Genomic DNA, 23,738 nt, shown 5'->3' with positions numbered 1-23,738 from the left:
GCGGGTGCCTTCCTTGTGGGTGGTTCTGGTCGTTCTGGAGTGGTTCCGGGCACGCCGGAGGAACCCCGGGGCGGGTGGAGCGCCCGCCCCGGGATCCGGATGCCGTGTCAGCCCTTGGCCGTGACCTCGCCGTCGCTCCACCAGAGCACGCGCTTGCGCACCAGGGCGAGGACGATGATCAGGAGCACACCGAGCAGACAGAGCAGGGCGATGCTCGCCCAGGTGACGGGCAGGTTCGCCTGTGCAGCGGAGGTGGTGACGAGCGAGCCGAGACCGGCCTGCTGGCCTGCCGCGACGAACTCGGCGACCGCGGCGCCGACCACCGCGAGCGGCAGGGCGATGCGGAGCCCTGCGAACACATAGGGCATGCTGCCGGGGAATCGCAGTTCCCGGAAGATCTCCCACCTCGAGGCGTGCAGCGTCTTGAAGACATCCATCGCCTTCTGATCGACATCGCGGAGACCGGCCAGCGAGTTCACGAGCATCGGGAAGAAGACCACGAGCCCCGTCACGATGAACTTCGGCACCATGCCGAACCCGAAGGCCACGACCAGCGCCGGGGCGATCGCCACGATCGGGGTCACCATCACGATGATCACGAGCGGCATCACAGCCCGCTCGATGATCTGGAACTCGGCCATGACCACCGCCAGCAGGAAACCGGCGAGGATACCGGCGGAGGCGCCGACCACCACTTCGAGCAGCGTGACGAGGAAGTTCGACCAGTACATGCCGGCGTCATCGACGAGGCTGCCGCCGATCGCCTCCAGCGTCGGGAGCACATACGGGTTGGTCCAGGCCACGACCTGCCAGAGCAGCGCGGCGATCACGAACGTGATCAGAGTCGGACCCCACGATCCCCAGCGCAGCCAGGCGGGGATGCCCCGATGCGGCTGGGCCCTCAAGCGGGCGGTCGCGAGGGTCGCGGTCGTGTCTCTCATCGTCAGCTCAGACATGGGCCTTCTCCGTCTGCGCGCGCAGCGCATCGCGCACGACTGCTTCCATCTCGCGGAACTCCTCCGTGGCATACGACTGCTCGTCGCGTGGTCGCGGCAGGTTCACGTCGATCACCTGGGCGATGCGCCCCGGGTGGGCGGCCATCACCACGATGCGGTCGGAGAGCATGATCGCCTCCGGCACCGAGTGCGTGACGAACATGACGGCCTTGCGGTTCGACTGCCAGAACTCCAGCAGCGCGATCCGCTGCAAGTCCCGGTTCATCTCGTCGAGGGCAGAGAACGGCTCGTCCATCAGCATGATGGCCGGGTCGAACACGAACGCCCTGGCGATCGCGGCGCGCTGCTGCATGCCGCCCGAGAGCTGACCGGGATACTTCTTCATCGCCTGTCCGAGCCCGAACGTCGACAGCAGCTCCTCGGGGTCGCGCAGCGCTCGCCCGGAGTTCGCCTTGGCGTTGATGCGCACCGGCAGCTCGACGTTCTCGCGCACCGTCTTCCACGGCAGCAGTGCGGGTGACTGCGGCACGAGGCCGATCTTCTTGTCGCGCGAGGCCGCCGTGACGCTCTCGCCGTCGATCGTGACGGTGCCGGAGTCGGCGTCGAGGAGGCCGGCGACCACCTTGAGCAGCGTGGATTTGCCGCAGCCGCTCGGACCGATCACCGACACGAACTCGCCCATGCCGATCGTCAGGCTCACATCGTCGAGCACCGTGACCTGAGCGCCGTCGACGCCGAAGGACTTGGTGACGTTTCTGACCTCGACGCCTGCTCCCCGCGCGACCGACATCACTTCGCCGGCCAAGTCAGGGTGTCGCCGTCGTAGAGGTCGGCGACCAGGTCGGCGTCCATCATGTCGGCGATCGCGGGCAGGTCCTTGACGTCGCCGTACTTCTCGACGAGCGCGTACTCCGGCTCCCACATCGACTCGTTCTGCACGCCGGGGTTTCCGCCGGCGCTCTCACGCACCCACGCGGACTCGACCTCCCACGTGCGGGCCAGCTGGTCGCGCGGGAACGCGGCGCCCTGGTTGTTGTTCTCGGCCAGCTTCGCGAGCTTGTCGATGCAGGCGTCCGACTCGTCGAGGCAGTACTGGAGCGCCTTGAGGCTCGCCCGCATGAAGTCGGCGGCGACCTCACGGTGCTCGTCGAGGAAGCGGGAGTTGACCTCCATCACGTTGTACGTGCCCTCGACGCCGAGGTCGGAGGGGAGGAATTCGCTGAACGGCAGGTCCTGCGCCTTGAGGGACTGCGGCTGGTTGGAGGCGTAGCCGACGATCGCGTCGACCTGCTCGCGCACCACGACGGTCGGGTCGTAGTTGGTCATCTTGACCATCTCGACCTTCGAGACGTCGACACCGGCCTCGTCGAGCATGGCAGAGGCGATCGGGGTCAGGTTGATGAAGTACCCGAGCGATCCGCCCTCGAGATCCTTGAGACTGTCGAGCTTCTCGTTGCCGAAGATGGAGAACGGCGGGGTGGTGCCGTAGGTGGCGACGGCCGTGAGGTTCTTGCTGTTCGCCGCGGCCAGCATCACATCGGATGCGGAGCCGAGCGCCGTGAACTGCGCCTGACCGGATGCGACGAGCTGCTGCCCGTTCGCGCCGGAGGCGTTGATCTCGACATCGAGGCAGAGGTCGTCGAAGTAGCCCAGCTCCTCGGCGAGGAACACGTCGAGCTGACCGGCGCTGGCGGAGTAGCCGTAGCCGGAGATGTAGGTGATGGTGCCGGCATCCTGATTGCGCTTGCAGGCGTCGGTGTCGCTCGCACTCGTGGGGGCGGAATCGCCGCCTGGCGTCTGCGCGGAGCATGCTCCGAGCGTCAGCGTGGCGGCGAGAACGCACGTCAGGGTGGCAGTGATGCGGAATCGGGTTTCCGCAGAGGAAGTAGCCATGAGGGTCCCTTCTCGGCCGTTCGTCATTGATGGCTCGTTGAAAGTAACATAGTCAAGATTGACTAAGCAAGATCAAACTAGTTTTGACGAACGCCGGAGCATGCGCTCCGGCAGCGTGAAGGCCGCCCGCGGTCAGCGCGGGGCGTGCGCCTCGAGGAACTCGTAGACGTCGGTGGTGTCGACCCCGGGGAACGCCCCGGTCGGCAGCGTCGCGAGCAGGGTGCGCGGCGTCTTCACGTTCGGCCAGGAGTTCTCCCGCCAGCGGTCCTCCAGCTCGGCGGGAGCCCGACGGCAGCACACTTCCACCGAGTGCTTCGAGACGCCCCGGTGCGAGGTGTCCCTCCCCACGAACCACTTGGTGTCGTCGAAGCGCACGCCCACGCTCACCGAGTGCAGCCCCTCGCTCGACGACTCGACCCTGGCAGTGCACCAGTAGGTGCCGTTGCCGGTGTCGGTGTACTGGTAATAGGGATTGAAGCGGTCGTCCTCATCGAACACGACGCGCGAGGTCCACCGGCGGCAGCACATCTGTCCCTCGATGGCACCGAGGCGGTCGGTCGGGAAGTTCACGTCGTCGTTCTCATACGCCTTGGTGATCGTGCCCGACTCGTGCACTTTGAGGAAGTGCACCGGAATGTCGAGGTGCCGCGTCGCGAGGTTGGTGAAGCGGTGCGCGGCGGTCTCGTACGACACCGAGTACGCATCGCGCAGGTCTTCGATCGAGATCGCCCGTCGCTGCTTGGCATCCTTCAACGCGGGGACGACATGCGCCTCGGGGATGAGGAGCGCGCCCGTCAGGTAGTTGGTCTCGACGCGCTGCCGCAGGAACTCGGCGTAGCTGCGTGGTTCGGAGTGTCCGAGGATGCGGCTCGACAGCGCCTGCAGCACCGCGGTGCGGGCATCGCCCTTCGCGGGCACGCTGCTCGACAGGTAGAGCCGCCCGTTCGCGAGATCGGCGACGCTGCGGGTGGTCTGCGGAAGGTCGGGCGCGTAGTGCAGGGTGAAGCCGAGGTAGGCCGCGATCTCGGATGCGGTGCGCTGCGTCAGAGGGCCACCAGGGTGGCCGACCGCGGCGAGGATCTCTGCGGCCTTGGCCTCGAGGTCGGCGAAGTGATTGTCCTGCCGGCGCATCAGGTGCCGCAGCTCGACGTTCGCCCGCCTGGCCTCCTCCGGCGTCGCGGCCCGCTCGTCCCTGAGCCGGTCGATCTCCCCGTGCAGCGCGAGCAGGGCCTTCAGCGCATCGGTCGGCAGACTCTTCGCGATGCGGAACGGCTCGATACCCAGGGCCTGGAACGTCTGCCCCTTCATCGCGCGCTCCAGGGCGATCTCGACGGCACTGCGCTCGTCGAGCGGCTCGCCCTCCAGCAGGGCGTCGATCGTCACACCCAGGGCGCGGGCGATCGCCTGCAGTTGCGTGAGCTTGGGTTCGCGCTTGCCGGTCTCGATCATCGACATCTGACTCGGCGCCCGATCGACGGCGGAGGCGAGGTCGTCGAGCGTCATGCCCTTCGCCGTGCGGAGTCGGCGGATGCGGCGACCGATCGTGAGGGCGTCGGTCTCTTCTGCAGCGTCGATGGTGCTCATGCGGCAGATTCTGTCACAGAAACAGAATTTCGACCGATCTTCTCTTCGAAACAGGCGGTTCAGAGTCCCGATCTTCACGCACAGTGGAACCACGCCACACCGGCACAGCCGCCGGATCCACCGAGGAGACACCATGACGAACACCGCCCACACCCCGACGCCCCGCCCCGCCGGTCTGCGAGCCGGCGACCAGGTTCAGACGGCCGCCGAGCTCCAGGAGATCTGGGATACCGATCCCCGCTGGGACGGCGTCGAGCGCACCTACTCGGCAGAAGACGTCATCCGCATCCGTGGCTCGGTCCGCGAAGAGTCGACCCTCGCCCACCGTGGCGCCGAGAACCTCTGGAACCTCCTGCACACCGAGGACTACGTCCGGGCGCTCGGCGCCTACACCGGCGGTCAGGCCGTGCAGCAGGTGCGGGCAGGACTGAAAGCCATCTACCTCTCGGGGTGGCAGGTCGCTGCCGACGGCAACCTCGCCGGCCAGACCTACCCCGACCAGTCGCTGTACCCCGCGAACTCGGTGCCGGCGGTCGTGCGCCGCATCAACAACGCCCTCATCCGCCAGGACCAGCTCGAGCATGCCGAAGGCGAGATCACGCAGGACTGGCTCGCCCCGATCGTCGCCGACGCCGAGGCGGGCTTCGGCGGACCGCTGAACGCCTACGAGCTCGCACAGTCGCTCATCCAGTCGGGTGCCGCGGGCATCCACTGGGAGGACCAGCTGGCCAGCGAGAAGAAGTGCGGCCACCTCGGAGGCAAGGTGCTCGTGCCCACCCAGCAGCACATCCGCACCCTGAACGCCGCCCGCCTCGCCGCCGACGTCGCCGGGGTCCCGACCGTCATCATCGCCCGCACGGATGCCCTCGCCGCCGACCTGCTCACCAGCGACGTCGACGAGCGCGACCAGCACTTCACCACCGGCGAGCGCACGACGGAGGGTTTCTACGGGATCGAGCCGGGACTCGAATCGGTCATCAGCCGTGGTCTGGCGTTCGCCCCCTACGCCGACCTGCTGTGGGTGGAGACGGGCGAGCCGGACATCGAGCTCGCGCGCAACTTCGCAGCCGCGATCCACGCGCAGTTCCCCGGTAAGCTCCTGGCCTACAACTGCTCTCCGAGTTTCAACTGGAAGAAGCACCTGTCCGACGCCGAGATCGCGACGTTCCAGCAGGAGTTGGCTGACCTGGGCTACAAGTTCCAGTTCATCACGCTCGCCGGCTTCCACGCCCTGAACCACTCGATGTTCGACCTCGCCCGCGGCTACGCCGATCGCGCCATGAGCGCCTATGTCGAGCTGCAGGAAGCCGAGTTCGCCGCCGAAGCCGACGGTTACACCGCCACCAAGCACCAGCGCGAGGCGGGCACCGGATACTTCGACGTCATCTCCACCGCGCTCAACCCCGACAGCGCGACGCTCGCCCTCGCCGGCTCCACCGAAGCCGCGCAGTTCCACTGATCCCCGCCGCCTTCTTCGCATCGCGACGCAACGCAACGCAACGCAAAGGACACACGATCATGACCACTCCCACCGCTCCCCCGATCACGGCTCCGATCCAGACGACCCAGCAGGGTCCGGCGATCGAGGTCACCGGCCCCATCCGCGACCGCTACGAGGAGATCCTCACCCCCGAGGCGATCGCCTTCCTCACCGAGCTGCACCACCGGTTCGCCTCCCGCCGTCACGACCGGCTCGCCGACCGGATGCGCCGCCGTTTCGAGATCGGCAACGGGCACGACCCCCGCTTCCGTGACGACACCGCGCACATCCGTGAGGACCGCGACTGGCGGGTCGCCGGCGCCGGTCCCGGGCTCGAGGACCGTCGCGTCGAGATCACCGGCCCGACCGACCCGAAGATGACGATCAACGCTCTGAACTCCGGCGCGCGAGTGTGGCTCGCCGACCAGGAGGATGCCACGAGCCCGACCTGGAAGAACGTCATCGAGGGGCAGCTGTCGCTCCGTGACGCGATCCGCGGCGAGCTGTCGTTCACCTCGCCGGAAGGCAAGGAGTACCGCGTCACGGCGGAGCGCACGCCCACGATCGTGATGCGTCCGCGCGGGTGGCACCTGCCGGAGAAGCACATCGCGTTCATCGATCGCGCCGGTCGTCGCACCTCGGCATCCGGCTCCCTCGTCGACTTCGGCCTCTACTTCCTGCACAACGCCCAGGCGCTGATCGACGGCGGTCGCGGACCGTACTTCTACATCGCCAAGATCGAGTCGAGCGAGGAGGCGAAGCTCTGGGATGACGTGTTCTCGTTCAGCGAGGAGTACATCGGCATCCCGCACGGCACGATCCGCGCGACGGTGCTGATCGAGACCCTCCCGGCCGCGTTCGAGATGGACGAGATCCTCTACGAGCTGCGCGATCACTGCGCGGGGTTGAACGCCGGCCGCTGGGACTACATCTTCTCGATCATCAAGAACTACCGCGGCCGTGGAGCACGCTTCGTGCTTCCCGACCGCAGCGAGGTCACGATGACCGTGCCGTTCATGCGGGCGTACACCGACCTGCTCGTGCAGACCTGCCACAAGCGGGGAGCCTTCGCGATCGGCGGCATGAGCGCGTTCATCCCGAACCGCCGCGACCCCGAGGTGACGGCGCGCGCGATCGAGAAGGTCACGGCCGACAAGAAGCGCGAGGCCGGCGACGGCTTCGACGGCACGTGGGTCGCGCACCCCGACCTGATCCCCACGGCTCAGGCGGAGTTCGACGCCGTGCTGGGCGACCGCCCCAACCAGGTCGACCGCCAGCGCGACGACGTGCACGTCGAGGCACGCGACCTGCTCGACCTGCACATCGGTCGGCCGATCACGGCGCAGGGCGTGAGGGACAACGTCTCGGTCGCCATCCGCTACCTGGAGGCCTGGCTGCGCGGACTCGGCGCCGTGGCGATCGACAACCTGATGGAGGATGCCGCGACCGCCGAGATCAGCCGCTCGCAGGTGTGGCAGTGGATCCATCAGGACCGATCGACGCAGGACGGCACCCCGATCACGGCCGAGTACATCGAGGGACTGATCACCCAGGTGCTCGCACAGGCGACCCGCAGCCACGGCGACCGCTACGACGACGCGGCGGAGATCTTCCGCGAGGTCGCCCTGCAGGAGGAGTTCCCGACCTTCCTCACCCTCGGCGCCTACAGCCGGTTCCTGATCGACGAGGACTGAACGCGCGGAAGAGCCCCCGGGCTGCGGCGGATACCGCGGCCCGGGGGCTCTTCCGTTTCCGGGGCCGGCGCAACGGGCGAGGCGTAGCCTGGAGACATGACCGACGTCTGGGCGGACATCGCCACCGAGTTCCTGCACTTCTACCCTCGCGGCCGTCGGCTGCTCGCGGTCGCCGGGGCGGATGCCGAGCGCTCGCGACGGGCGGCCGACGACCTCGCAGCGGCGCTGACCAAGGCGGGGCAGCAGGTCGTCCGCGAGCACTCGGCCGAGGGCGATGAATCCGGTGTGCGTGCGGTGGTCACCACGTTCCGCGAAGACCCCACCAACGACGGAATCCTGCTCGTCTCGGGGCCGGCCGGTCTGCTCGGCGAGCGCACGAGGGGCATGTGGAATTACGCGGTGTGGCAGCTGGCCGGCGACGAGCCGCCGCACACGGTCGCCGGGTCGATCGTCGACGTGAGCGATCCCGCGCAGCCGGTGCGACGGTTCGCCGACTACTGCGCGCTCCCCGCTTCGTACGGAGCCTGAAGCCCGAGCGGACTCAGCGGAAAGACGCCGCCACCGAGTTGCGGTGATAATCGAACACGATGCTCGTGCGAGTGGAGGCGACGCTGCTCTGTGCCGAGAGATGCTCGAGCACGAACTCGCGCATCTCGGACGAGTCGGCGACCGCGATGTGCAGCAGGAAGTCATCGTCGCCGCCGAGGAAGAAGACCTGGATCACCTGCGGCAGCACCCGCACACGGTCCGCGAACTCCACGATGCTCTCGCGCCGTCCGCTCGGGCGCAGCGTGACGCCGATCACGGCCTGGAGCCCGGCACCCAGCATCCGCTCGTCCACACTCGCGTGGAACCCCGTGATCACGCCGCGGTCGACGAGAGCCCGCAGCCGGGTGTGCGCGGTCGAGGGGGCGACGCCGAGTCGACCGGCGAGCTCGGCGTTCGTCATGCGCCCGTCGGCGGTCATCAACTGCACGATCCGCGCATCGATCGCATCGAGGGCGGGTGCCCGAACACTGTTCGGCTCCGAGGCTCCTGAAGTCGTCTCCATACGAAGCATTATTCACGATGGCGCGTCTTCACGAATCATCTTCAGTGATTCTGTTGTTCCATCGATGTTTCTGCGATCCTGGTGCCGCACCGCATCAACCCAGGAGGATCAATGAAGATCGGCGTCCCCACCGAGGTCAAGAACAACGAGAACCGCGTGTCCCTCACGCCCGCCGGCGCCGACCGGCTGGTGCACGAGGGCCATCGGGTGCTCGTGCAGTCCGGCGCGGGCCTCGGCTCGCGCATCACGGACGATGACTACCACGCAGCCGGCGCTGAGATCGTGGCGACCGCCGCCGACGCCTGGGGCGACGCCGACCTCGTCATCAAGGTCAAGGAACCGATCGCGCAGGAGTACGGGTTCCTGCGAGAGGACCTCACCCTCTTCACCTACCTGCACCTCGCCGCTGACCGCGCGCTGACCACGGCGCTCGTGGATGCCGGAACCACCGCCGTCGCCTACGAGACCGTGCAGCTGACCGACCGCAGCCTGCCGCTGCTCGTGCCGATGAGCGAGATCGCCGGGCGGCTCTCGGTCGTCATGGGCTCGTACTCGCTGCTGCGCTCCCAGGGCGGACGCGGCATGCTGCTCGGCGGCATCGCCGGCACTCCGCGCGCCAAGACCGTCGTGATCGGAGGCGGCGTCGCCGGAGAGCACGCCGCCGCGAACGCGCTCGGCCTCGGATCGAAGGTGACGGTGGTCGACGTCTCGCTGCCGCGTCTGCGCGAACTCGAGCACCGCTACGGCGGAGCGCTGGAGACCCGCGCCTCGAGTCGCTACGACATCGCCGAAGAGCTCAAGACGGCCGACCTCGTGATCGGGTCCGTGCTGATCCCGGGAGCCGCGGCCCCCAAGCTGGTGACAGACGACATGGTCGCCGCCATGAAGCCGGGCTCCGTGCTCGTCGACATCGCGATCGACCAGGGCGGATGCTTCGAGGGCTCGCGCCCGACCACGCACGACGACCCGACCTTTGCCGTCCACGACTCGATCTACTACTGCGTCGCGAACATGCCGGGGGCTGTTCCCGAGACCGCGACCCGCGCACTGACGAACGCGACCCTCCCTTACGTCTCGGCGATCGCCGGCAAGGGCTGGGAGCGCGCGGCCTCCGAAGACGCGGCGCTGGCTGCGGGCCTGAACGTGCAGGGCGGACGCATCACGCTCCCGGCCGTCGCTCAGGCGCACGGACTCGTCGCCGGCTGACCTGCCGAACCCGAAAGAACCTCGGATCTTGGCGGTATCCCACACCTCTCCGGCCGCATCGAGCCGAGTACGCTCGTAATCGTGACCGAACGCGCTCCTCTCTCCCGCAAGCTGTCCGCCATCGCCGAGTCCGCGACTCTCAAGGTCGACGCCAAGGCCAAGGCCCTCAAGGCCGAAGGCAAGGACGTCATCTCGTACGCCGCCGGCGAGCCCGACTTCGCGACGCCGCAGTTCATCGTGGATGCCGCAGCCGTTGCTCTGGCCGACCCGGCGAGCTACCGGTACACGCCGGCTCCGGGCCTTCCGGCGCTGCGCGAGGCGATCGCCGCGAAGACGCTGCGCGACTCCGGCCTCGAGGTCTCCCCCAGCCAGGTCATCGTCACCAACGGCGGAAAGCAGTCCGTCTACCAGGCCTTCCAGGCCGTGGTGAACCCGGGCGATGAGGTCCTGCTGCCCGCGCCGTACTGGACCACCTACCCCGAGGCCATCCGCCTCGCCGACGGCACGCCCGTCGAGGTGTTCGCCGGTGCCGACCAGGAGTACAAGGTCACGGTCGAGCAGCTCGAGGCCGCTCGCACCGCACGCACCACCGCACTCGTGTTCGTGTCGCCGTCGAACCCCACCGGCTCGGTCTACACCGACGAAGAGACCCGCGCCATCGGTGAGTGGGCACTCGAGCACGGCATCTGGATCATCAGCGACGAGATCTACCAGAACCTCACCTACGAGGGCGTCAAGGCCACCTCGATCGTCGAGGCCGTCCCCGAGGTCGCCGGGCAGACGATCCTCGTCAACGGCGTCGCCAAGACCTACGCCATGACCGGCTGGCGCGTGGGCTGGATGGTCGGCCCGGCCGACGCCATCAAGGTCGCCGGCAACCTGCAGTCGCACCTGTCGAGCAACGTGAACAACGTCGCACAGAAGGCCGCCATCGCCGCCCTCAACGGACCGCAGGACGAGGCCGAACAGTTCCGTCAGGCCTTCGATCGCAGGCGCAAGCTCATCGTGTCGGAGCTGTCGAAGATCGACGGCCTCGTCGTGCCGAACCCGCTCGGCGCGTTCTACGTGTACCCCGACGTGCAGGGTCTGCTCGGCCGCACCTGGGGCGGCGTGACGCCGACCACCTCGCTCGAGCTCGCCGACCTCATCCTCGACCAGGCCGAGGTCGCGGTCGTCCCCGGCGAGGCCTTCGGCCCTTCGGGCTACATCCGCATGTCGTACGCCCTGGGCGACGACCAGCTGCTCGAGGGCGTGCAGCGCCTGCAGCGACTGTTCGCCTGACCCGCTGAACCGACGAAGATCCCTCCCCTCTGCAGACGGGAGGGATCTTCGTCATCTACACGAGGGAGCTCAGGCTCACGCCGATTGGCTGTCGCTGCCCTGAGGCGAGCGCCAGCGATACTGGAGGTATGACGAACGGCGAGCAGCGTGATGGTCGGATGCCGGTGACTCTGCGGGTGGCTTTCGCCATCCTGATCACGGTGACCGTGCTGGTCTTCTTCCTCTCCCTCGTGGTCGCTCCCTTCCTCTGGTACTGGGGAGGAGAGTGGCGACAGTTGCTCAGTGTGCTCCCCTTCGTCCCGGTGGTCGTCTACGCGACCATCACGGTGCTCGTCACAAGACGAAAGTCGTGGGCCCGATACGCGACCCTGCTGTTCCCGCTCCCGCTCGCGCTCTACGTTCCGGCGGCAACGGCCACGACCTGGGAGTTCCCGGTCGGCCTCGCGACCCTCGCCCTCACCACCGCGGCGGTCGTGTTGATCTTCCTGCCGTCGTCTCGTCCCTACTTCGGCAGCGGGACACCTCAGTCCTCGGGGTGGAAGCCGATCAGCCAGCGGATGCCGTAGCGGTCGACGAGCGTGCCGTCGAAGTCTCCCCACGGGCGCTTCTGCAGCGGATCGATCACGCGGCCGTCGGCGGCGAGCTTGTCGTACCACGCGGTGAGGGTCAGCGCATCCGCGGTGCCGAGGAGCGAGAGGAACATGCCGCTCATCTGCACGGCGTCGTCGTCGGCTCCGGCATCGGCCCCGGCGAGCTCGACCGGTCCGCTCAGCTGGCCGTGCGCGACGGCATCGCCGGGCCCGTCGCGCCGGCCCGCCGTGGCGTAGTCGAGCAACTGCAGTTCACCGCCGAACACGGCCCGGTAGTGACGCAGCGCCTCTGCGGCATTGCCGGGAAACAGCAGGTACGGGATGAGTCCGGTCATGCCGCGAGTGTAGCCGCGACCGCCGACCCCTAGAGGTCGATCGCCCTACAGGTCGACGCCGACCAGCACCGGCTCCGGCTGAAGCACGAGACCGAACTCCGCGTGCACCCGGCTCTGGATGAACCGCGCGAGCTCGGCGACCTCGCCCGCGGTCGCGCCGCCGCGGTTGGTGAGCGCCAGCGCATGCTTGGTCGAGACGGCGGCGCGCGAGCGCGGCAGCTTGAACCCCTTGCGGATGCCGGCCTGCTCGATCAGCCAGGCCGCACTGACCTTGACGTCGGAGACGGTCGTCGGCTTCGACAGCGGCACCTGCCCGTCGTAGGACGCGAGCGGGATCACGGTCACGGCATCCAGGTCGGGGGCCACCGGCCAACGCGGGCACTCCGGCGGCAGCGCACTGGCCACCGCGGCCGTCACGATCGCGTTCTGGAAGAACGAGCCGACGCCGTGGGTGTCGGGGTCGGCATCGTCGAGCAGCATGCCCTTCGACGCGCGGGTCGAGAGGATGCGCTCGCGCACCCAGCTCAGCGGAACCGGCGTGTCGTCGGTCAGCCCGAGTGCGCGACGCAACTGCTCGCCGCGAACCACACGCTCTCCGGCGATCGCCAGGTCGACGGTGACAGAGAGGATCACGGCGCGCCGCAGCGGCACACTGCCGTGGTGGTGCTTGAGGACCGAGGTGCGGAAACCCAGTCCGAGCTCGGCCGCGGGAACGGTCGAGATCTCGCCGGTCGACTCGTCGATCAGCTCGACCTCGACCAGTGTCTCCTGGATCTCCTGCCCGTACGCGCCGATGTTCTGCACGGGGGACGCGCCGACCGTGCCGGGGATCCCGCTCATGGCCTCGAGACCCGCGTAGCCATGGGCGACGGCGTAGGCGACCAGGTCGTCCCACGAGTGCCCGGCCTGCGCGCGCAGCCGGATGCGACCGGGGTGCGGCGAAGAAATCTCTTCGATCCCCTCGGTGCGCACGCGGATGACGGTGCCTTCGAAGGGCTCGTCACCGACGAACAGGTTGGAACCGCCACCGAGGACGAACCACTCGTCACCGCGGGCCCAGGTGTCGCGCAGCGCCTCGATCAGACCGGCGGTCGTCGTCGCCTCCTGCATCCGCTCGGGCGCGGCGCCCGTGCGCAGCGTGGTCAGCTCGGCCAGGCGGACCGGCTCGATCTCCCGCATCAGAGCGCCCGCATCAGACAGCGACGCGCAGCTGCGCCTTGACGAGCACCGTGGTCTCGCCGAACGTGACCTTGAGGTCGATGCGCGCGACCTCTTCATCGACCGCGCCGACCGTGGCGACGACGGTGATGTCGGCACCATCGACCGGGTCGACGACGACCGGCTTGGTGAAGCGCACCCCATAGTCGAGGATCTTCGTGGCCGGGTCGAGGGCGGCGACGACCACCGACGAGGCGATGCCCATCGTCAGCATGCCGTGCGCGAGCACGCCGGGAAGCCCGACGGATGCGGCGACATCGTCACGGTAGTGGATGGGGTTGAAGTCTCCGGATGCTCCCGCATAGCGCACGAGCGACTCGCGGGTGAGATGCACGGTGCGCTCGGCGACCACGTCTCCGACGGTGTAGCCCATTAGGCGGCCTTCCCTTCGTCCGTGCTCTCGGCGCCCACCAGCAGCACACTCGTCGCCGTGACGACATGGTCGCCCGCGGCGTCGGTGATCGCGGCCTCGCTGGTGATCATGGCGTTGCCGCCCATCATCCGGATGCCGGTGACGCGCAGCTGCGCGGTGAGCTCGTCGCCCGCCGCGATCGGGCGCGTGTAGGTGAAGCGCTGCTCGGCGTGGATCGTGCGGGCGAGCACGATCCCGGAGTCCTCCTGCGCCAGCAGCTGCTGGAGCGTGAGGTCCTGGATGACCATCGCGAAAGTCGGCGGCGCCACGACGTCGGAGAAGCCGGCCGCGCGGGCCGCCTCGACGTCGGTGTGCTGCGGAGCATCGGCGAAGACGGCGCGCGCGAACTCGCGCACCTTCTCGCGGCCGACGAGGTAGGGGGCCGTCGGCGGGAACTCCCGGCCGACCAGTTCTTGGTTCACTGCCACCCCTCGATCCTACCGAGGCCCGGCTGCGTGCCAGGCTCCGCCGGGCTCAGGCCGCGCGCGCTGACATCGCCGATCCGAGCAGAACCATGCGCATGCAGCGCTCGGCGGCGTCGCGCAGCAGGGCGTCGCCGTGCTCCACCGCCTGTTCGAGCGGCATCGGCACGGTGATGATCGAGGCGATCGCGTCGATCCCGATGTCGTGCACGGTCGGGGCGCCCACACCGAGAGATCCGGCGATGCCGAGCACCGGGACGCCGGCGATCCGTGCGCGCATCGCGATCTCGGCCGGCACCTTGCCCCGAGGGGTCTGGAAGTCGATGGCGCCTTCGGCGGTGATGACGAGGTCGGCCACCGCCATCAGCTCGTCGAGCGGTTCGGGCAGCAGGCCGCTGTCGAGCAGCACCTCGAAGCGCGGGGCGAGACGCGCACCGAGCACCGCAGCCAACCCTGCCCCGAGTCCACCCGACGCCCCCGTGCCGCCGCCGGTGCGCACATCCATCGACGCTCCGAACGGGCTCTGCTCCTCGAGCAATCCTGCCCAGACGTCCAAGGCCGTCGCGAGCTCGTCCACCTGCTCCGCCGTCGCGCCCTTCTGCGGGCCGAACACCCGGGCCACCCCGCGCGGGCCGCACAGTACGTTGTGGATGTTGCAGGCGAGGACGATCTCGACCTCTCCGATGCGAGCGTGCAACCCTGCGAGATCGAGGCTCGCCGCATCTCGAAGGTGTCGACCGCCCGCGGCGAGGGGCACGCCGTCGCTATCGAGGATGCGTACGCCGAGCGCTTCGAGCGCCCCGGCACCGCCGTCGCTCGTACCGGAGTCGCCGCAGCCGACCACGATCCGCTCGACCCCGGCGTCCAGAGCCGCCGCGATCAGCTCACCGACTCCGCGAGTGGTGGTCTCCCCGGGGTCGCGGCGGTCACGGGGCACGAGCCTGAGGCCTGCGGCGGATGCCATCTCGACGACGGCGGTCCCGTCGGCATGCTGACCGAGCCGTGCCCAGTGCGCATCGACCGGGTCACCGACGGGACCGGTGACCCGTGCCGCGATGAGCTCCCCTCCGGTGGCGGCGGCGAGCGCGGCGGCGGTGCCCTCCCCGCCATCCGGCACCGGGTACTCGTCGACCTGCACTCCGGGGATGACCCGACGCACGCCGGCGGCGATCGCCTGGGCGACGGCCTCGGCGCTCAGGCTCTCCTTGAACCCACTCGGTGCGACCAGGATGCGCTGCGGGGTGTGGATCGACATGATTCCTCCTTCTGCGCCCGAACGGGCGACGAATGCCCGGCATGCGGGCACGACGAGCACCGGTGCACCGGCGGCGCACGCGGAGTGAAGCGGATGTGACGGGGTGAGGACGCTCCGGATCAGAGCAGCAGCGGCAACCCCATCGACGGCCAGACCCACAGGGCGAACACCGCGACCAGCACGAACATCGCCGGAGCCAGGAGCGCCGAGAGCCGGCGCAGATCGTGCGGGGTGAATCCTCCGCTGACGATGTCGGGGTCGGCGAACATCGCCACCGGCTTCGCCGAACTGGGGAGCGTATGGCAGAACCCGGCCGCGGCGGTCGAGGCGAAGGCTGCGGCCATCGGGGAGACGCCGAGTGCGGGAGCGAGCGCGATCACGACGGGGATGATCGCGGCGGAGCGTGCCGACCGGGACGGAATCAGCAGATGCGCCGCGGTCGAGATCGCGATGACCACGAGCATGAAGGCGACGGCCCCGGCAGCTCCAAGTCCACGCAGCGGGGCGAGCGCCGACGAGCTCAGCCACGCGGCAGCACCCGTCGTGGTGAGCGCAGAGGCCAGCGCGAGGGTCGCCGCGAGGAACAGCAGCAGCGACCACGGCACGCGCTTGATCGCGGCGGGGAAGGTCAGGCAGCCGATCCCGGGTGTCACGGCGGCGACGGCCCCGAGGAGCGCGACCAGGGCAGGCGACAGGTGGTGCAGCGGCTCAGTGGCCCAGAGGAGGATCACCGCACCCAGCAGCAGCACCGCTCGCCGCTCCAGGATGCTGAGCGGCCCGGTCACTGCGGTCGACGCGGAACGGCCGATCTCCGCGGCATCCATGCGCAGGGGGATTGCGCGGTCGGCACGGCGGGTGAAGCGCCAGAGGATGATCTCGCAGGCCAGATGCGAGGAGACCACGGCGAGCGGCACCCCGAGCCAGAGCCAGCTGAGGAACGTGAAGCCCTCCTCACCCGCAGCCCGCAGGAGCTGGTCCGTGACGATGTGCGCTCCCGCGCCGAGCAGGGAAGCGACGGCCGAGAGCAGCACCACGGTCGGCATCAGCAGGGCGAGGGCGCGGATAACCCGCTCGCGTCCGGGAAGCACGGCCGAGACCGCGGTGTACACCGGTATGGCGAGCGCCGCACGCCCGGACGTCGCGGGCACGGCGAAGGCGGTGAGCGTGAGCGCGACCGTCGTGAGGTGGAACAGGCTCCGCGGCCCCCGTGCGAACCGCAGCAGGTGCGAGGCGCCGCGCAGGGCGAGCCCCGATGACGACACGGCCGAGGCGATCACGAACGCTCCGATGAGCAGCCAGATGGTCTCGTCGCCGAGGGAGGCGAAGAAGTCGCTCGCCGGCAGCACCCCGGTGACGATCAAGGCGATCGCCGCGAGGAAGGCGACGAGCGTGTCGTCGAGCCGCGTCGAGGTCCAGGCCCACACGGCGAGCAGGAAGACGGTGAGGGTCACCGCGATCGGCAGAGTCGGCGCGCTGTCTCCTGATGACCGAGTCAGCGCGGCCAGGACCATCCCGGCCCCGGCGACCAGCACGAGTCCGAGTGCGACCAGGCGGAGGATGCTCGCGCGTCCGAGTCGAGGGCGCACGGATCGGCGTCCGACGGGCAGCCCCTGTCGCTCGGGCGGCATCGTCGCGAAGCGCGTGCGCTCGACCGTCGTCGTCTCGGCCGCCCGGCTCGTGGTGTCGGTGTGATCGCTCATCGGAATCGGTATCCCGCCCCGCGCACGGTCTCGATGCGGTCGACGCCGATCTTGCCGCGCAGAGCCCGCACGTACACGTCGACCACGTTGGAGGCCGGATCGAAGTCCATCCCCCAGACGTGCCCGATCAGCTGGTCGCGTGACAGCACCTGACCGGCGTTCTGCAGGAACACCTCGAGCAGGGCGAACTCCCGCGAGGTGAGCTCGCGCATGTCTCCGTCGACCGCGACCGTGCGGGCCCGCACATCGACCCGCACGTCGCCGTGGGTGAGCACCGGACCGCCCGCACGACCTTCGCCGTCGCCGATCCTCAGCCGCACACGGGCGATGAGCTCGGCGAACTGGAACGGCTTGGTGACGTAGTCGTTGGCCCCGCTCTCCAGGCCCCGCACCGTGTCGATGACCGAGTCGCGGGCGGTGAGGATGATGACGGGTGTCGCGACGCCTTCGCCGCGCAGGTTGGCCAGCACGTCGAAGCCATCCATGCCGCCGAGCCCGATGTCGAGCAGCACGAGGTCGAACATGCCGCTGCGAGCCATCAGCAGCGCGGTGTGCCCGTCGGCCGCCTCGGCGGTCTCGTAGCCGGCCGCCCGCAGGCCCCGGCGGACGAACGAGGTGATGTGCGGGTCATCTTCGGCGATGAGGATGCTGCGCATCTCACTCGCTCCTCTCTGCCGCGGCGTCGAGCCGCGCGCTGGTGGGTGCCGGAAGGTCGATACCGAAGGTGGCGCCCTCGCCGAACACGCTGTCGACCCAGGCCGAACCGCCGTGTCCGTCGGTGATCGCCCGCACGATCGCGAGTCCGAGCCCCGACCCGCGACGCGCGCCGGAGCTGTCACCACGGGCGAAGCGCTCGAAGATGCGCTCGGCATCCGCAGCCGCGACTCCGGGCCCGGAGTCGCGCACCCACAACCGCAACCGGCGCTCTGTCCCGTCGCCGTCGAAGCGCGAGCCGATGAGGATGCGGTCGCCCACCTCGGTGACCTGCACCGCGTTCGCCGCGAGCTGGAGCACGGCCTGGGTGACCCGCTGAGGATCGAGAGCCGCCGTGCCCTCCGCCACCTCCATGAGCTGCCACCGGCGATCGCCGAGGTTCTGTGCCTTCGCCTCGATGTCGAGTGTGAGGGCGGCGATGTCGCAGTTCGCGACCCGCACGAAGTCGGGCTGCTCCGCACGGGCGAGCACGAGGAGGTCGGTGACGATCCGGCTCATCCGGTCGAGTTCGTCGCTCACGAGTCGCAGGGTCGCCGCGCGCTCCTCCGGGTCTTCACTGAGCAGCTCCAGCTGCCCGCGCACGATCGTGATCGGGGTGCGCAGCTCATGCCCTGCGTCATCGACGAATCGCTGCTGCGTGGCGTGCACGGCTTCGAGACGGTCGAGCATCTGGTTGAAGGTCGTGGCCACGGCGGCGATGTCGTCGGTCCCCTCGACCGGCACTCGCGCGGAGAGGTCATGCTCGCCGATATCGCGGGCCACCCGGTAGACCTCTCGCACGGGTGCGAGGATCTGGCCGGCCACGAGCCAGGCGACACCGGAACTGAGCAGGATGCCGATCAGCGCCACCCACGCGATAGTGGCGAAACCGGCATCGACCTGCGACCTGGCTTCCTGCGTGTACTGCACGATCAGCACGGCGCCGTCGCGATCACCGGTCGTGAAGTCCAGGCGGCCCCAACGCAACGGGCCCGCGTCCGGGGAGTCCATCGCACCGGAGGTCGCGGTCTCGCCGAGCAGCGCGGTCACGAGCTCCTCCGCGCCGGGCATGGCCGAGAGCGTGGAGGGATCCGTCGCCTCCACACGGCCGTTCGCGACCGCGACCACCGCCCCGTCTACGGTGGCGATGACGACCTCGTCCTCGTGCACGGACTGTCGGTCGACGTACTCGCCGACCAGCTCCTCAGCCGTGGTGTGGCCGCTTGCCGCGGCATCCTCCGCGAATCGGGAGAACTCGGCGGCCTCCTGTTCGATCTCGGCGTTGGCCGACTGCTCCACCCCCGCGAGGAAGATGCTACGGCCGATCATTCCGACGGCGAGGAGCGTGATGGCGGTGCTGAGGATGATCCACAGCGTGATCCGCCAGCGGGCGGGCAGGGTGCGCCGGCGTAGTGTGCGCAGCGGAGCACCGGAGGCGGCGTGCCCCTGCGGCACCACGCGCGTCTCCGAACGAGCCGGAATGACGGGCTCGCCGAGGTCGAGGGGCAGGGTGGGGGCGTCAGTCATCGTCGTCGCCGCCGCTGCCGCCGTCATCATCGTCGTCACCGGCCGGTGGGGCCGGCGCGGGTGCAGGCGCAGGCGGCGGTGCGGGTGCCGGAGCAGGAACGACAGGAGCCGGTGCGGGCGCGGGCGCAGGTTTCTCACTCGGCACCGGCGGCGCGAGCTGGACCGACACGGGCTCGGTGGGGATCTGCGGCGACGGCGGCATCTGCGCCAGCACGACGCTCCCGACCGCGAAGGCGACCGGGATCGCGATCAGCGCTCCGGTGACGAGAAGGCGGCGTGGGGTGGTCATGACCCCATGATGCCCGTCGATCATGATGCGCAGATGAGTCGTGGATGAAGATCCTTTCATCCACGGGATGTTCAGCCGCGCTTGCGCCCTCGGACTGCCTTGATCGCCATCTGCACCGCGATCACGACGAGGTATGCCGCGAACAGCATGTTGCCCAGCGTCGGGTCGACGATCGTCGCCAGCCACGCTCCGAGGGCGGTCGTCGTACAGGCTGAAACGCCGATGAGAGCCGCTGCGAGCAGATCGACGTTGCGGTTGCGGAGGTTGCCGACCGTGCCGGAGATCGCCGTCGGGATCATCATCAGCAGCGAGGTGCCCTTGGCGACGAGGTCGCTCGTGCCGAAGGCCAGCATCAGCACCGGGACCACGATCACGCCGCCGCCGACACCGATCAGCCCGGCGAGGATGCCCGTGCCGACGCCCACCCCGACGAGCGCGATGCCCGTCAGCCAGGAGAGTTCGAAGGCGGCGTCCCGCGAGGGGATCACGAGGAACAGGCTGACGATCACCACGACGAGGAAGCCGACGAAGCCCCACCGCAGCGCGGTCTGCGAGATGCGCGGCAGCAGGCGGGTGCCGATCTGCGCACCCACCACGGCGCCCGCCGCCAGGATGATGGCGGGGATCCAGGCCACCGAACCGGTCGCGGCGTAAGAGATGACGCCGACGCTCGCGGTCGGCACGATCGCCGCGAGCGATGTGCCCGCCGCGAGGCGCTGGTCGAAGTGCAGCAGGAGCACCAGCAGCGGGACGATCACCGTGCCGCCGCCGACGCCGAAGAGTCCGGAGAGGAGACCGGCGAGAAGGCCGATCCCGATGAATGCTGCGTAGGCGCGAGGCCCTCGCGCGGGGGCCTGTACGTCACTCACCGGATCAGCCTACTCGCGGCCTCCTCCCCTCTCGAACCCACCGCCTCGGACTCAGACCTCCGAGTCGGCCTTGATGGGCACCGCGATCGACTCCGTCAGCGCCTGCTCGTACCGGCGCTGCCGTCGACGCAGCCACAGCCCGCCGACGATCAGGAGCGCGAGCACCCCGTAGGCGATCGCCGCGAACGGCTGCATGACCAGCGTGCTCAGATCGCCCTGGCTCAGCTGCAGCGCCTTGCGCAGCTGCTCCTCGGCCATCGGCCCCAGGATCATCCCGACCACCAGCGGTGCCACGGGGTAGCCGTATCGCCGCATGAAGTAGCCGAGGATGCCGACTATCAACAGGATCACGATGTCGGTCGGCGAGCTGTGCAGCGCATACGCCCCGAAGACCGCGAACAGCAGGATGCCCGCGTACAGGTACGGCCGCGGGATCTGCAGCAGCTTCACCCACATGCCCACGAGCGGCAGGTTGAGCACGATCAGGATGACGTTGCCGATGTACAGGCTCGCGATGAGCGCCCACACCAGGTTCGACTGGCTCTCGAACAGCAGCGGCCCCGGCTGGATGCCGTACGACTGGAACGCCGTGAGGATGATCGCCGCGGTGGCCGTCGTCGGCAGGCCCAGCGTGAGCAGCGGCACCAGCACACCGGCGGCGGCCGCGTTGTTCGCCGACTCGGGGCCTGCGACGCCCTCGATCGCACCGCGTCCGAACTCGTCGCGGTGCTTCGACAGCTTGCGCTCGGTCGCATACGACAGGAAGGTCGCGACATCCGCGCCGCCGGCCGGGATGGTGCCGATCGGGAAGCCGATCGCGGTTCCTCGCAACCAGGGTTTCCACGAACGGCGCCAGTCGGCCTTGGTCATCCACGACCGCCATCCGCGGGTCACGGGGATCACATCGACGCCGCCGTGCCGCAACCGCGCGGCGATGTAGAACGTCTCCCCGACCGCGAACAGGCCGACCGCGACCAGGACGATGTCGACGCCGTCGGACAGGGCCGGGAGCCCGAGCGTGTACCGCTGCTGCCCGGAGAGCCAGTCGGTTCCGACGAGTCCGAGGAACAGGCCGACACCGAGCGAGAGCATGCCGCGCGAGATCGAGCTGCCGATCAGCGCGCCGACCGTGATGAACGCGATCACGATGAGCGCGACGTAGTCGGCGGGCCCGAGGTTCACCGCGAACTGCGCGAGCAGCGGCGCCAGCAACGTCAGCCCGAGCGTCGCCAGGGTGCCGGCGATGAACGATCCGATGGCCGCGGTGGCGAGCGCCGCTGCGCCGCGCCCCATCCTGGCCATCTTGTTGCCCTCGATCGCCGTGACGATCGACGCCGACTCACCTGGAGTGTTGAGGAGGATGCTCGTCGTCGAGCCGCCGTACATGCCGCCGTAGTAGATGCCGGCGAAGGTGATGAGCGCCGCGGCGGGATCGAGCGTATAGGTGAGGGGAAGCAGCAGCGCCACCGTCATCGCGGGGCCGATGCCCGGGAGCACTCCGACCGCGGTGCCGACGAAGACGCCGAGGAAGGCGAACGCGAGGTACTGCGGCTGCAGCGCCGTCGCGAAGCCCTCCAGGAGCAGGGTCCAGCTGTCCATCAGAACATCCTTCCGAGCCAGCCGAGAGCAGGACCCCACGGCAGTGACAGACCGAGCAGACCGCCGAAGACGATCTGGATCACGAGGGCTACGACGATGCCGATGAGGAACGCCATCCACCACCGCTTGGCGGCGAGCGACCACGCGACTCCGCCGAACAGCAGGGCGGCCGCGGGCGCCCATCCCAGCGGCTCGATCAGGAGCAGGTGCGCGACGACGAGTCCCGCCAGTTTGGCGAGGGTGACCCAGTCGGTCGGGAGGCTCTGATCGACGTCTTCCTCGTCCTCCGCCCCGCCGCGTTCCCCCCGCAGCACGCCGATCAGGACGGCGACCGCGGAGGCGAGCAGGATCACCGAGACGAAGATCGGGAAGACCGTCGGCCCGGCCTTCATGCCGACCGGGACATGGATCAGGAAGATGCCGACCACAGCGAAGACGCCGAGGGCGACCATGATGCCGGCGAACACGAGCTCGCCGATGGGGACGGAGGGAGCACGGCGTGCGAGCCGGCCGTCATGGCCGTCTCGCACGCCCCGCTCCTCGGTCCCCGACGATGCGGGGACCGTCATGTCACTGCACCAGACCGATGTTCTTCAGCGTCGCGGTGACCTCTTCGATGTCCCCGGTGAGGAACTCATCGAACTCCGCGCCGACCAGGAATGCATCCGTCCAGCCCTTGGTCTCCAACTGATCGGTCCAGGCCTCGGAGTCGTGCAGCTCGGTGATCACGCGCACCAGCTCGTCCTTCTCGCCGTCGGAGATGCCCCCGGGCGCGATCACCCCGCGCCAGTTGGTGAGCACCACGTCGTAGCCCTCTTCGGTGATGGTCGGCACGTCCGGGAGCTGGGAGACCGGCTCCTCGCTCGAGACCGCCAGCGCCCGAAGGTCGCCGCTCTCGATGTGCTGCGCGAACTCGCCGACGCCGGAGATGCCCGCCGCGACCTTGCCGCCGATGAGCAGCGGGACCGCCTCGCCACCGCCGGAGTTCGGGGTGTAGTTCAACTTCTCCGCGATCTCCGCGCCGTCGAGGCCCGCCTCCTCGAGCATCAGCCCGGCGAGGATGTGATCGGCCCCTCCCGCCGAGCCTCCCGTGATCGTGACCGACTGCCCGTTGTCGACCACGTCCTCCACCAGATCCTCGAGGGTGTCGTACTTCGAATCCGCCGGGACGACCACGACGAGCGGCTCGTCCGTGAGGCGGGCGATCGGCGTGGTGTCTTCGATCCGCACCGCCGAGGCGTTCGTCTCGACGGCGCCGACCATCACGAGCCCCATCACCATGAGGGTGTTCGGGTCCTTCTCGTTCGCGAGCTGGGCCAGGCCGACCGTTCCGCCGGCGCCGCCGACGTTGGTCACGGGAGCCGAGCTGACGATGTCTTCCTCGGTGAGCACCTGCGACACGGCACGGCCGGTCTGGTCCCAGCCTCCGCCGGGGTCTGCGGGGACGACGATCGAGACGTCGGTGACGGCGGCGGCCTCGGCCTCACCGCCGCCGTCGTTCGCTGCGCTGCCTCCGGCGCACGAGGTCAGTGTGAATGCCGCCACCGCCGCGAGTGCGGTCAGGGTGGCGATGCGTGCGTTCTTCATATGCGCTCCTCCTTGAGCGTTCGTGCTGCTGTGGGGTCAACAGTGGAAGCTCGCGTGCCGCCGCTCAAGCTTCGGAAACCATTGGTCGGAGTTTCGG

24 protein-coding genes are annotated in these 23,738 nt (G+C 69.2%); 6 read left to right on the top strand and 18 right to left on the bottom strand.

What is annotated here, in order from left to right; translation table 11 throughout:
- Positions 1-107: 107 nt before the first annotated feature.
- From J7E45_RS15790 to J7E45_RS15775, 4 genes are all read right to left on the bottom strand, one after another.
- Positions 108-956, bottom strand: a complete 849-nt coding sequence (locus J7E45_RS15790; RefSeq protein WP_215070505.1) for an ABC transporter permease — start codon at positions 954-956, stop codon at positions 108-110.
- Positions 949-1,746: an ABC transporter ATP-binding protein gene (locus J7E45_RS15785; protein ID WP_167634350.1), complete on the bottom strand. Its 798-nt coding sequence runs from the start codon at positions 1,744-1,746 to the stop codon at positions 949-951. The genes J7E45_RS15790 and J7E45_RS15785 overlap by 8 nt, the downstream gene beginning before the upstream one ends.
- Positions 1,746-2,849, bottom strand: coding sequence for an ABC transporter substrate-binding protein (locus tag J7E45_RS15780; RefSeq protein ID WP_251054328.1), 1,104 nt, complete (start codon positions 2,847-2,849; stop codon positions 1,746-1,748). The genes J7E45_RS15785 and J7E45_RS15780 overlap by 1 nt, the downstream gene beginning before the upstream one ends.
- 132 nt (positions 2,850-2,981) lie before the next feature.
- A complete protein-coding gene (locus J7E45_RS15775) occupies positions 2,982-4,433 on the bottom strand; it encodes a helix-turn-helix domain-containing protein (RefSeq protein ID WP_215070503.1) in 1,452 nt (483 codons plus the stop codon).
- A 133-nt stretch (positions 4,434-4,566) separates the two neighbouring features.
- On the opposite strand from J7E45_RS15775, the gene aceA reads away from it, so the two are divergent.
- The 3 genes from aceA to J7E45_RS15760 all read left to right on the top strand — a co-directional run bounded on the left by aceA (position 4,567) and on the right by J7E45_RS15760 (position 8,135).
- Complete coding sequence (gene aceA / locus J7E45_RS15770) at positions 4,567-5,892, top strand: isocitrate lyase (protein ID WP_215070502.1); 1,326 nt, start codon at positions 4,567-4,569, stop codon at positions 5,890-5,892.
- Between the two features lie 59 nt (positions 5,893-5,951).
- Complete coding sequence (aceB, locus tag J7E45_RS15765; RefSeq protein WP_215070501.1) at positions 5,952-7,607, top strand: malate synthase A; 1,656 nt, start codon at positions 5,952-5,954, stop codon at positions 7,605-7,607.
- Between the two features lie 96 nt (positions 7,608-7,703).
- Positions 7,704-8,135 (top strand): hypothetical protein, encoded by a 432-nt coding sequence (locus tag J7E45_RS15760; protein ID WP_215070500.1) that lies wholly within the window; start codon positions 7,704-7,706, stop codon positions 8,133-8,135.
- Between the two features lie 13 nt (positions 8,136-8,148).
- On the opposite strand, the gene J7E45_RS15755 is transcribed toward J7E45_RS15760, so the two are convergent.
- The gene (locus J7E45_RS15755; protein ID WP_029260964.1) at positions 8,149-8,667 is read right to left on the bottom strand and encodes an Lrp/AsnC family transcriptional regulator; all 519 of its coding nucleotides are present in this window, start codon (positions 8,665-8,667) and stop codon (positions 8,149-8,151) included.
- 102 nt (positions 8,668-8,769) lie between these two features.
- Between J7E45_RS15755 and ald the strand changes: the two genes are divergently transcribed.
- The 3 genes from ald to J7E45_RS15740 all read left to right on the top strand — a co-directional run bounded on the left by ald (position 8,770) and on the right by J7E45_RS15740 (position 11,711).
- Positions 8,770-9,864 (top strand): alanine dehydrogenase, encoded by a 1,095-nt coding sequence (ald, locus tag J7E45_RS15750; protein ID WP_215070498.1) that lies wholly within the window; start codon positions 8,770-8,772, stop codon positions 9,862-9,864.
- Between the two features lie 81 nt (positions 9,865-9,945).
- Entirely contained in the window at positions 9,946-11,145 is a 1,200-nt protein-coding gene (locus tag J7E45_RS15745; protein WP_215070496.1) for a pyridoxal phosphate-dependent aminotransferase, read from the top strand.
- A gap of 128 nt (positions 11,146-11,273) precedes the next feature.
- A complete protein-coding gene (locus tag J7E45_RS15740) occupies positions 11,274-11,711 on the top strand; it encodes a hypothetical protein (protein ID WP_215070494.1) in 438 nt (145 codons plus the stop codon).
- On the opposite strand, the gene J7E45_RS15735 is transcribed toward J7E45_RS15740, so the two are convergent.
- The 13 genes from J7E45_RS15735 to J7E45_RS15675 all read right to left on the bottom strand — a co-directional run bounded on the left by J7E45_RS15735 (position 11,669) and on the right by J7E45_RS15675 (position 23,641).
- Complete coding sequence (locus J7E45_RS15735; RefSeq protein ID WP_215070492.1) at positions 11,669-12,070, bottom strand: VOC family protein; 402 nt, start codon at positions 12,068-12,070, stop codon at positions 11,669-11,671. The genes J7E45_RS15740 and J7E45_RS15735 overlap by 43 nt on opposite strands.
- A 45-nt stretch (positions 12,071-12,115) precedes the next feature.
- Positions 12,116-13,249, bottom strand: a complete 1,134-nt coding sequence (locus J7E45_RS15730; RefSeq protein ID WP_215070490.1) for a UDP-N-acetylmuramate dehydrogenase — start codon at positions 13,247-13,249, stop codon at positions 12,116-12,118.
- 13 nt (positions 13,250-13,262) lie between these two features.
- Positions 13,263-13,661 (bottom strand): MaoC/PaaZ C-terminal domain-containing protein, encoded by a 399-nt coding sequence (locus tag J7E45_RS15725; protein WP_091029622.1) that lies wholly within the window; start codon positions 13,659-13,661, stop codon positions 13,263-13,265.
- A complete protein-coding gene (locus J7E45_RS15720; protein WP_215070488.1) occupies positions 13,661-14,128 on the bottom strand; it encodes a MaoC family dehydratase N-terminal domain-containing protein in 468 nt (155 codons plus the stop codon). The genes J7E45_RS15725 and J7E45_RS15720 overlap by 1 nt, the downstream gene beginning before the upstream one ends.
- 46 nt (positions 14,129-14,174) lie before the next feature.
- Positions 14,175-15,377, bottom strand: a complete 1,203-nt coding sequence (locus J7E45_RS15715) for a glycerate kinase (RefSeq protein ID WP_215070486.1) — start codon at positions 15,375-15,377, stop codon at positions 14,175-14,177.
- Between the two features lie 119 nt (positions 15,378-15,496).
- Positions 15,497-17,077: an SLC13 family permease gene (locus tag J7E45_RS15710; protein WP_215070484.1), complete on the bottom strand. Its 1,581-nt coding sequence runs from the start codon at positions 17,075-17,077 to the stop codon at positions 15,497-15,499.
- Positions 17,074-17,733: a response regulator transcription factor gene (locus J7E45_RS15705; RefSeq protein WP_215070482.1), complete on the bottom strand. Its 660-nt coding sequence runs from the start codon at positions 17,731-17,733 to the stop codon at positions 17,074-17,076. The genes J7E45_RS15710 and J7E45_RS15705 overlap by 4 nt, the downstream gene beginning before the upstream one ends.
- Position 17,734: 1 nt before the next feature.
- Positions 17,735-19,297 (bottom strand): cell wall metabolism sensor histidine kinase WalK, encoded by a 1,563-nt coding sequence (locus tag J7E45_RS15700; protein ID WP_215070480.1) that lies wholly within the window; start codon positions 19,295-19,297, stop codon positions 17,735-17,737.
- Positions 19,290-19,586 (bottom strand): hypothetical protein, encoded by a 297-nt coding sequence (locus tag J7E45_RS15695; RefSeq protein ID WP_215070478.1) that lies wholly within the window; start codon positions 19,584-19,586, stop codon positions 19,290-19,292. The genes J7E45_RS15700 and J7E45_RS15695 overlap by 8 nt, the downstream gene beginning before the upstream one ends.
- A gap of 71 nt (positions 19,587-19,657) precedes the next feature.
- Entirely contained in the window at positions 19,658-20,455 is a 798-nt protein-coding gene (locus J7E45_RS15690; protein ID WP_215070476.1) for a sulfite exporter TauE/SafE family protein, read from the bottom strand.
- Between the two features lie 51 nt (positions 20,456-20,506).
- Positions 20,507-22,054: a tripartite tricarboxylate transporter permease gene (locus tag J7E45_RS15685; RefSeq protein ID WP_091029616.1), complete on the bottom strand. Its 1,548-nt coding sequence runs from the start codon at positions 22,052-22,054 to the stop codon at positions 20,507-20,509.
- Positions 22,054-22,623, bottom strand: coding sequence for a tripartite tricarboxylate transporter TctB family protein (locus J7E45_RS15680; protein WP_251054310.1), 570 nt, complete (start codon positions 22,621-22,623; stop codon positions 22,054-22,056). The genes J7E45_RS15685 and J7E45_RS15680 overlap by 1 nt, the downstream gene beginning before the upstream one ends.
- A gap of 1 nt (position 22,624) precedes the next feature.
- The gene (locus J7E45_RS15675) at positions 22,625-23,641 is read right to left on the bottom strand and encodes a tripartite tricarboxylate transporter substrate binding protein (protein ID WP_215070474.1); all 1,017 of its coding nucleotides are present in this window, start codon (positions 23,639-23,641) and stop codon (positions 22,625-22,627) included.
- Positions 23,642-23,738 lie beyond the last annotated feature (97 nt).

It is taken from the genome of Microbacterium sp. ISL-59, assembly GCF_018613945.1.
GTDB lineage: Bacteria > Actinomycetota > Actinomycetes > Actinomycetales > Microbacteriaceae > Microbacterium > Microbacterium oxydans_B.
The sequence above is the reverse complement of the archived record's forward strand: the minus strand, read 5'-3'. Positions and strand labels throughout refer to the sequence as shown.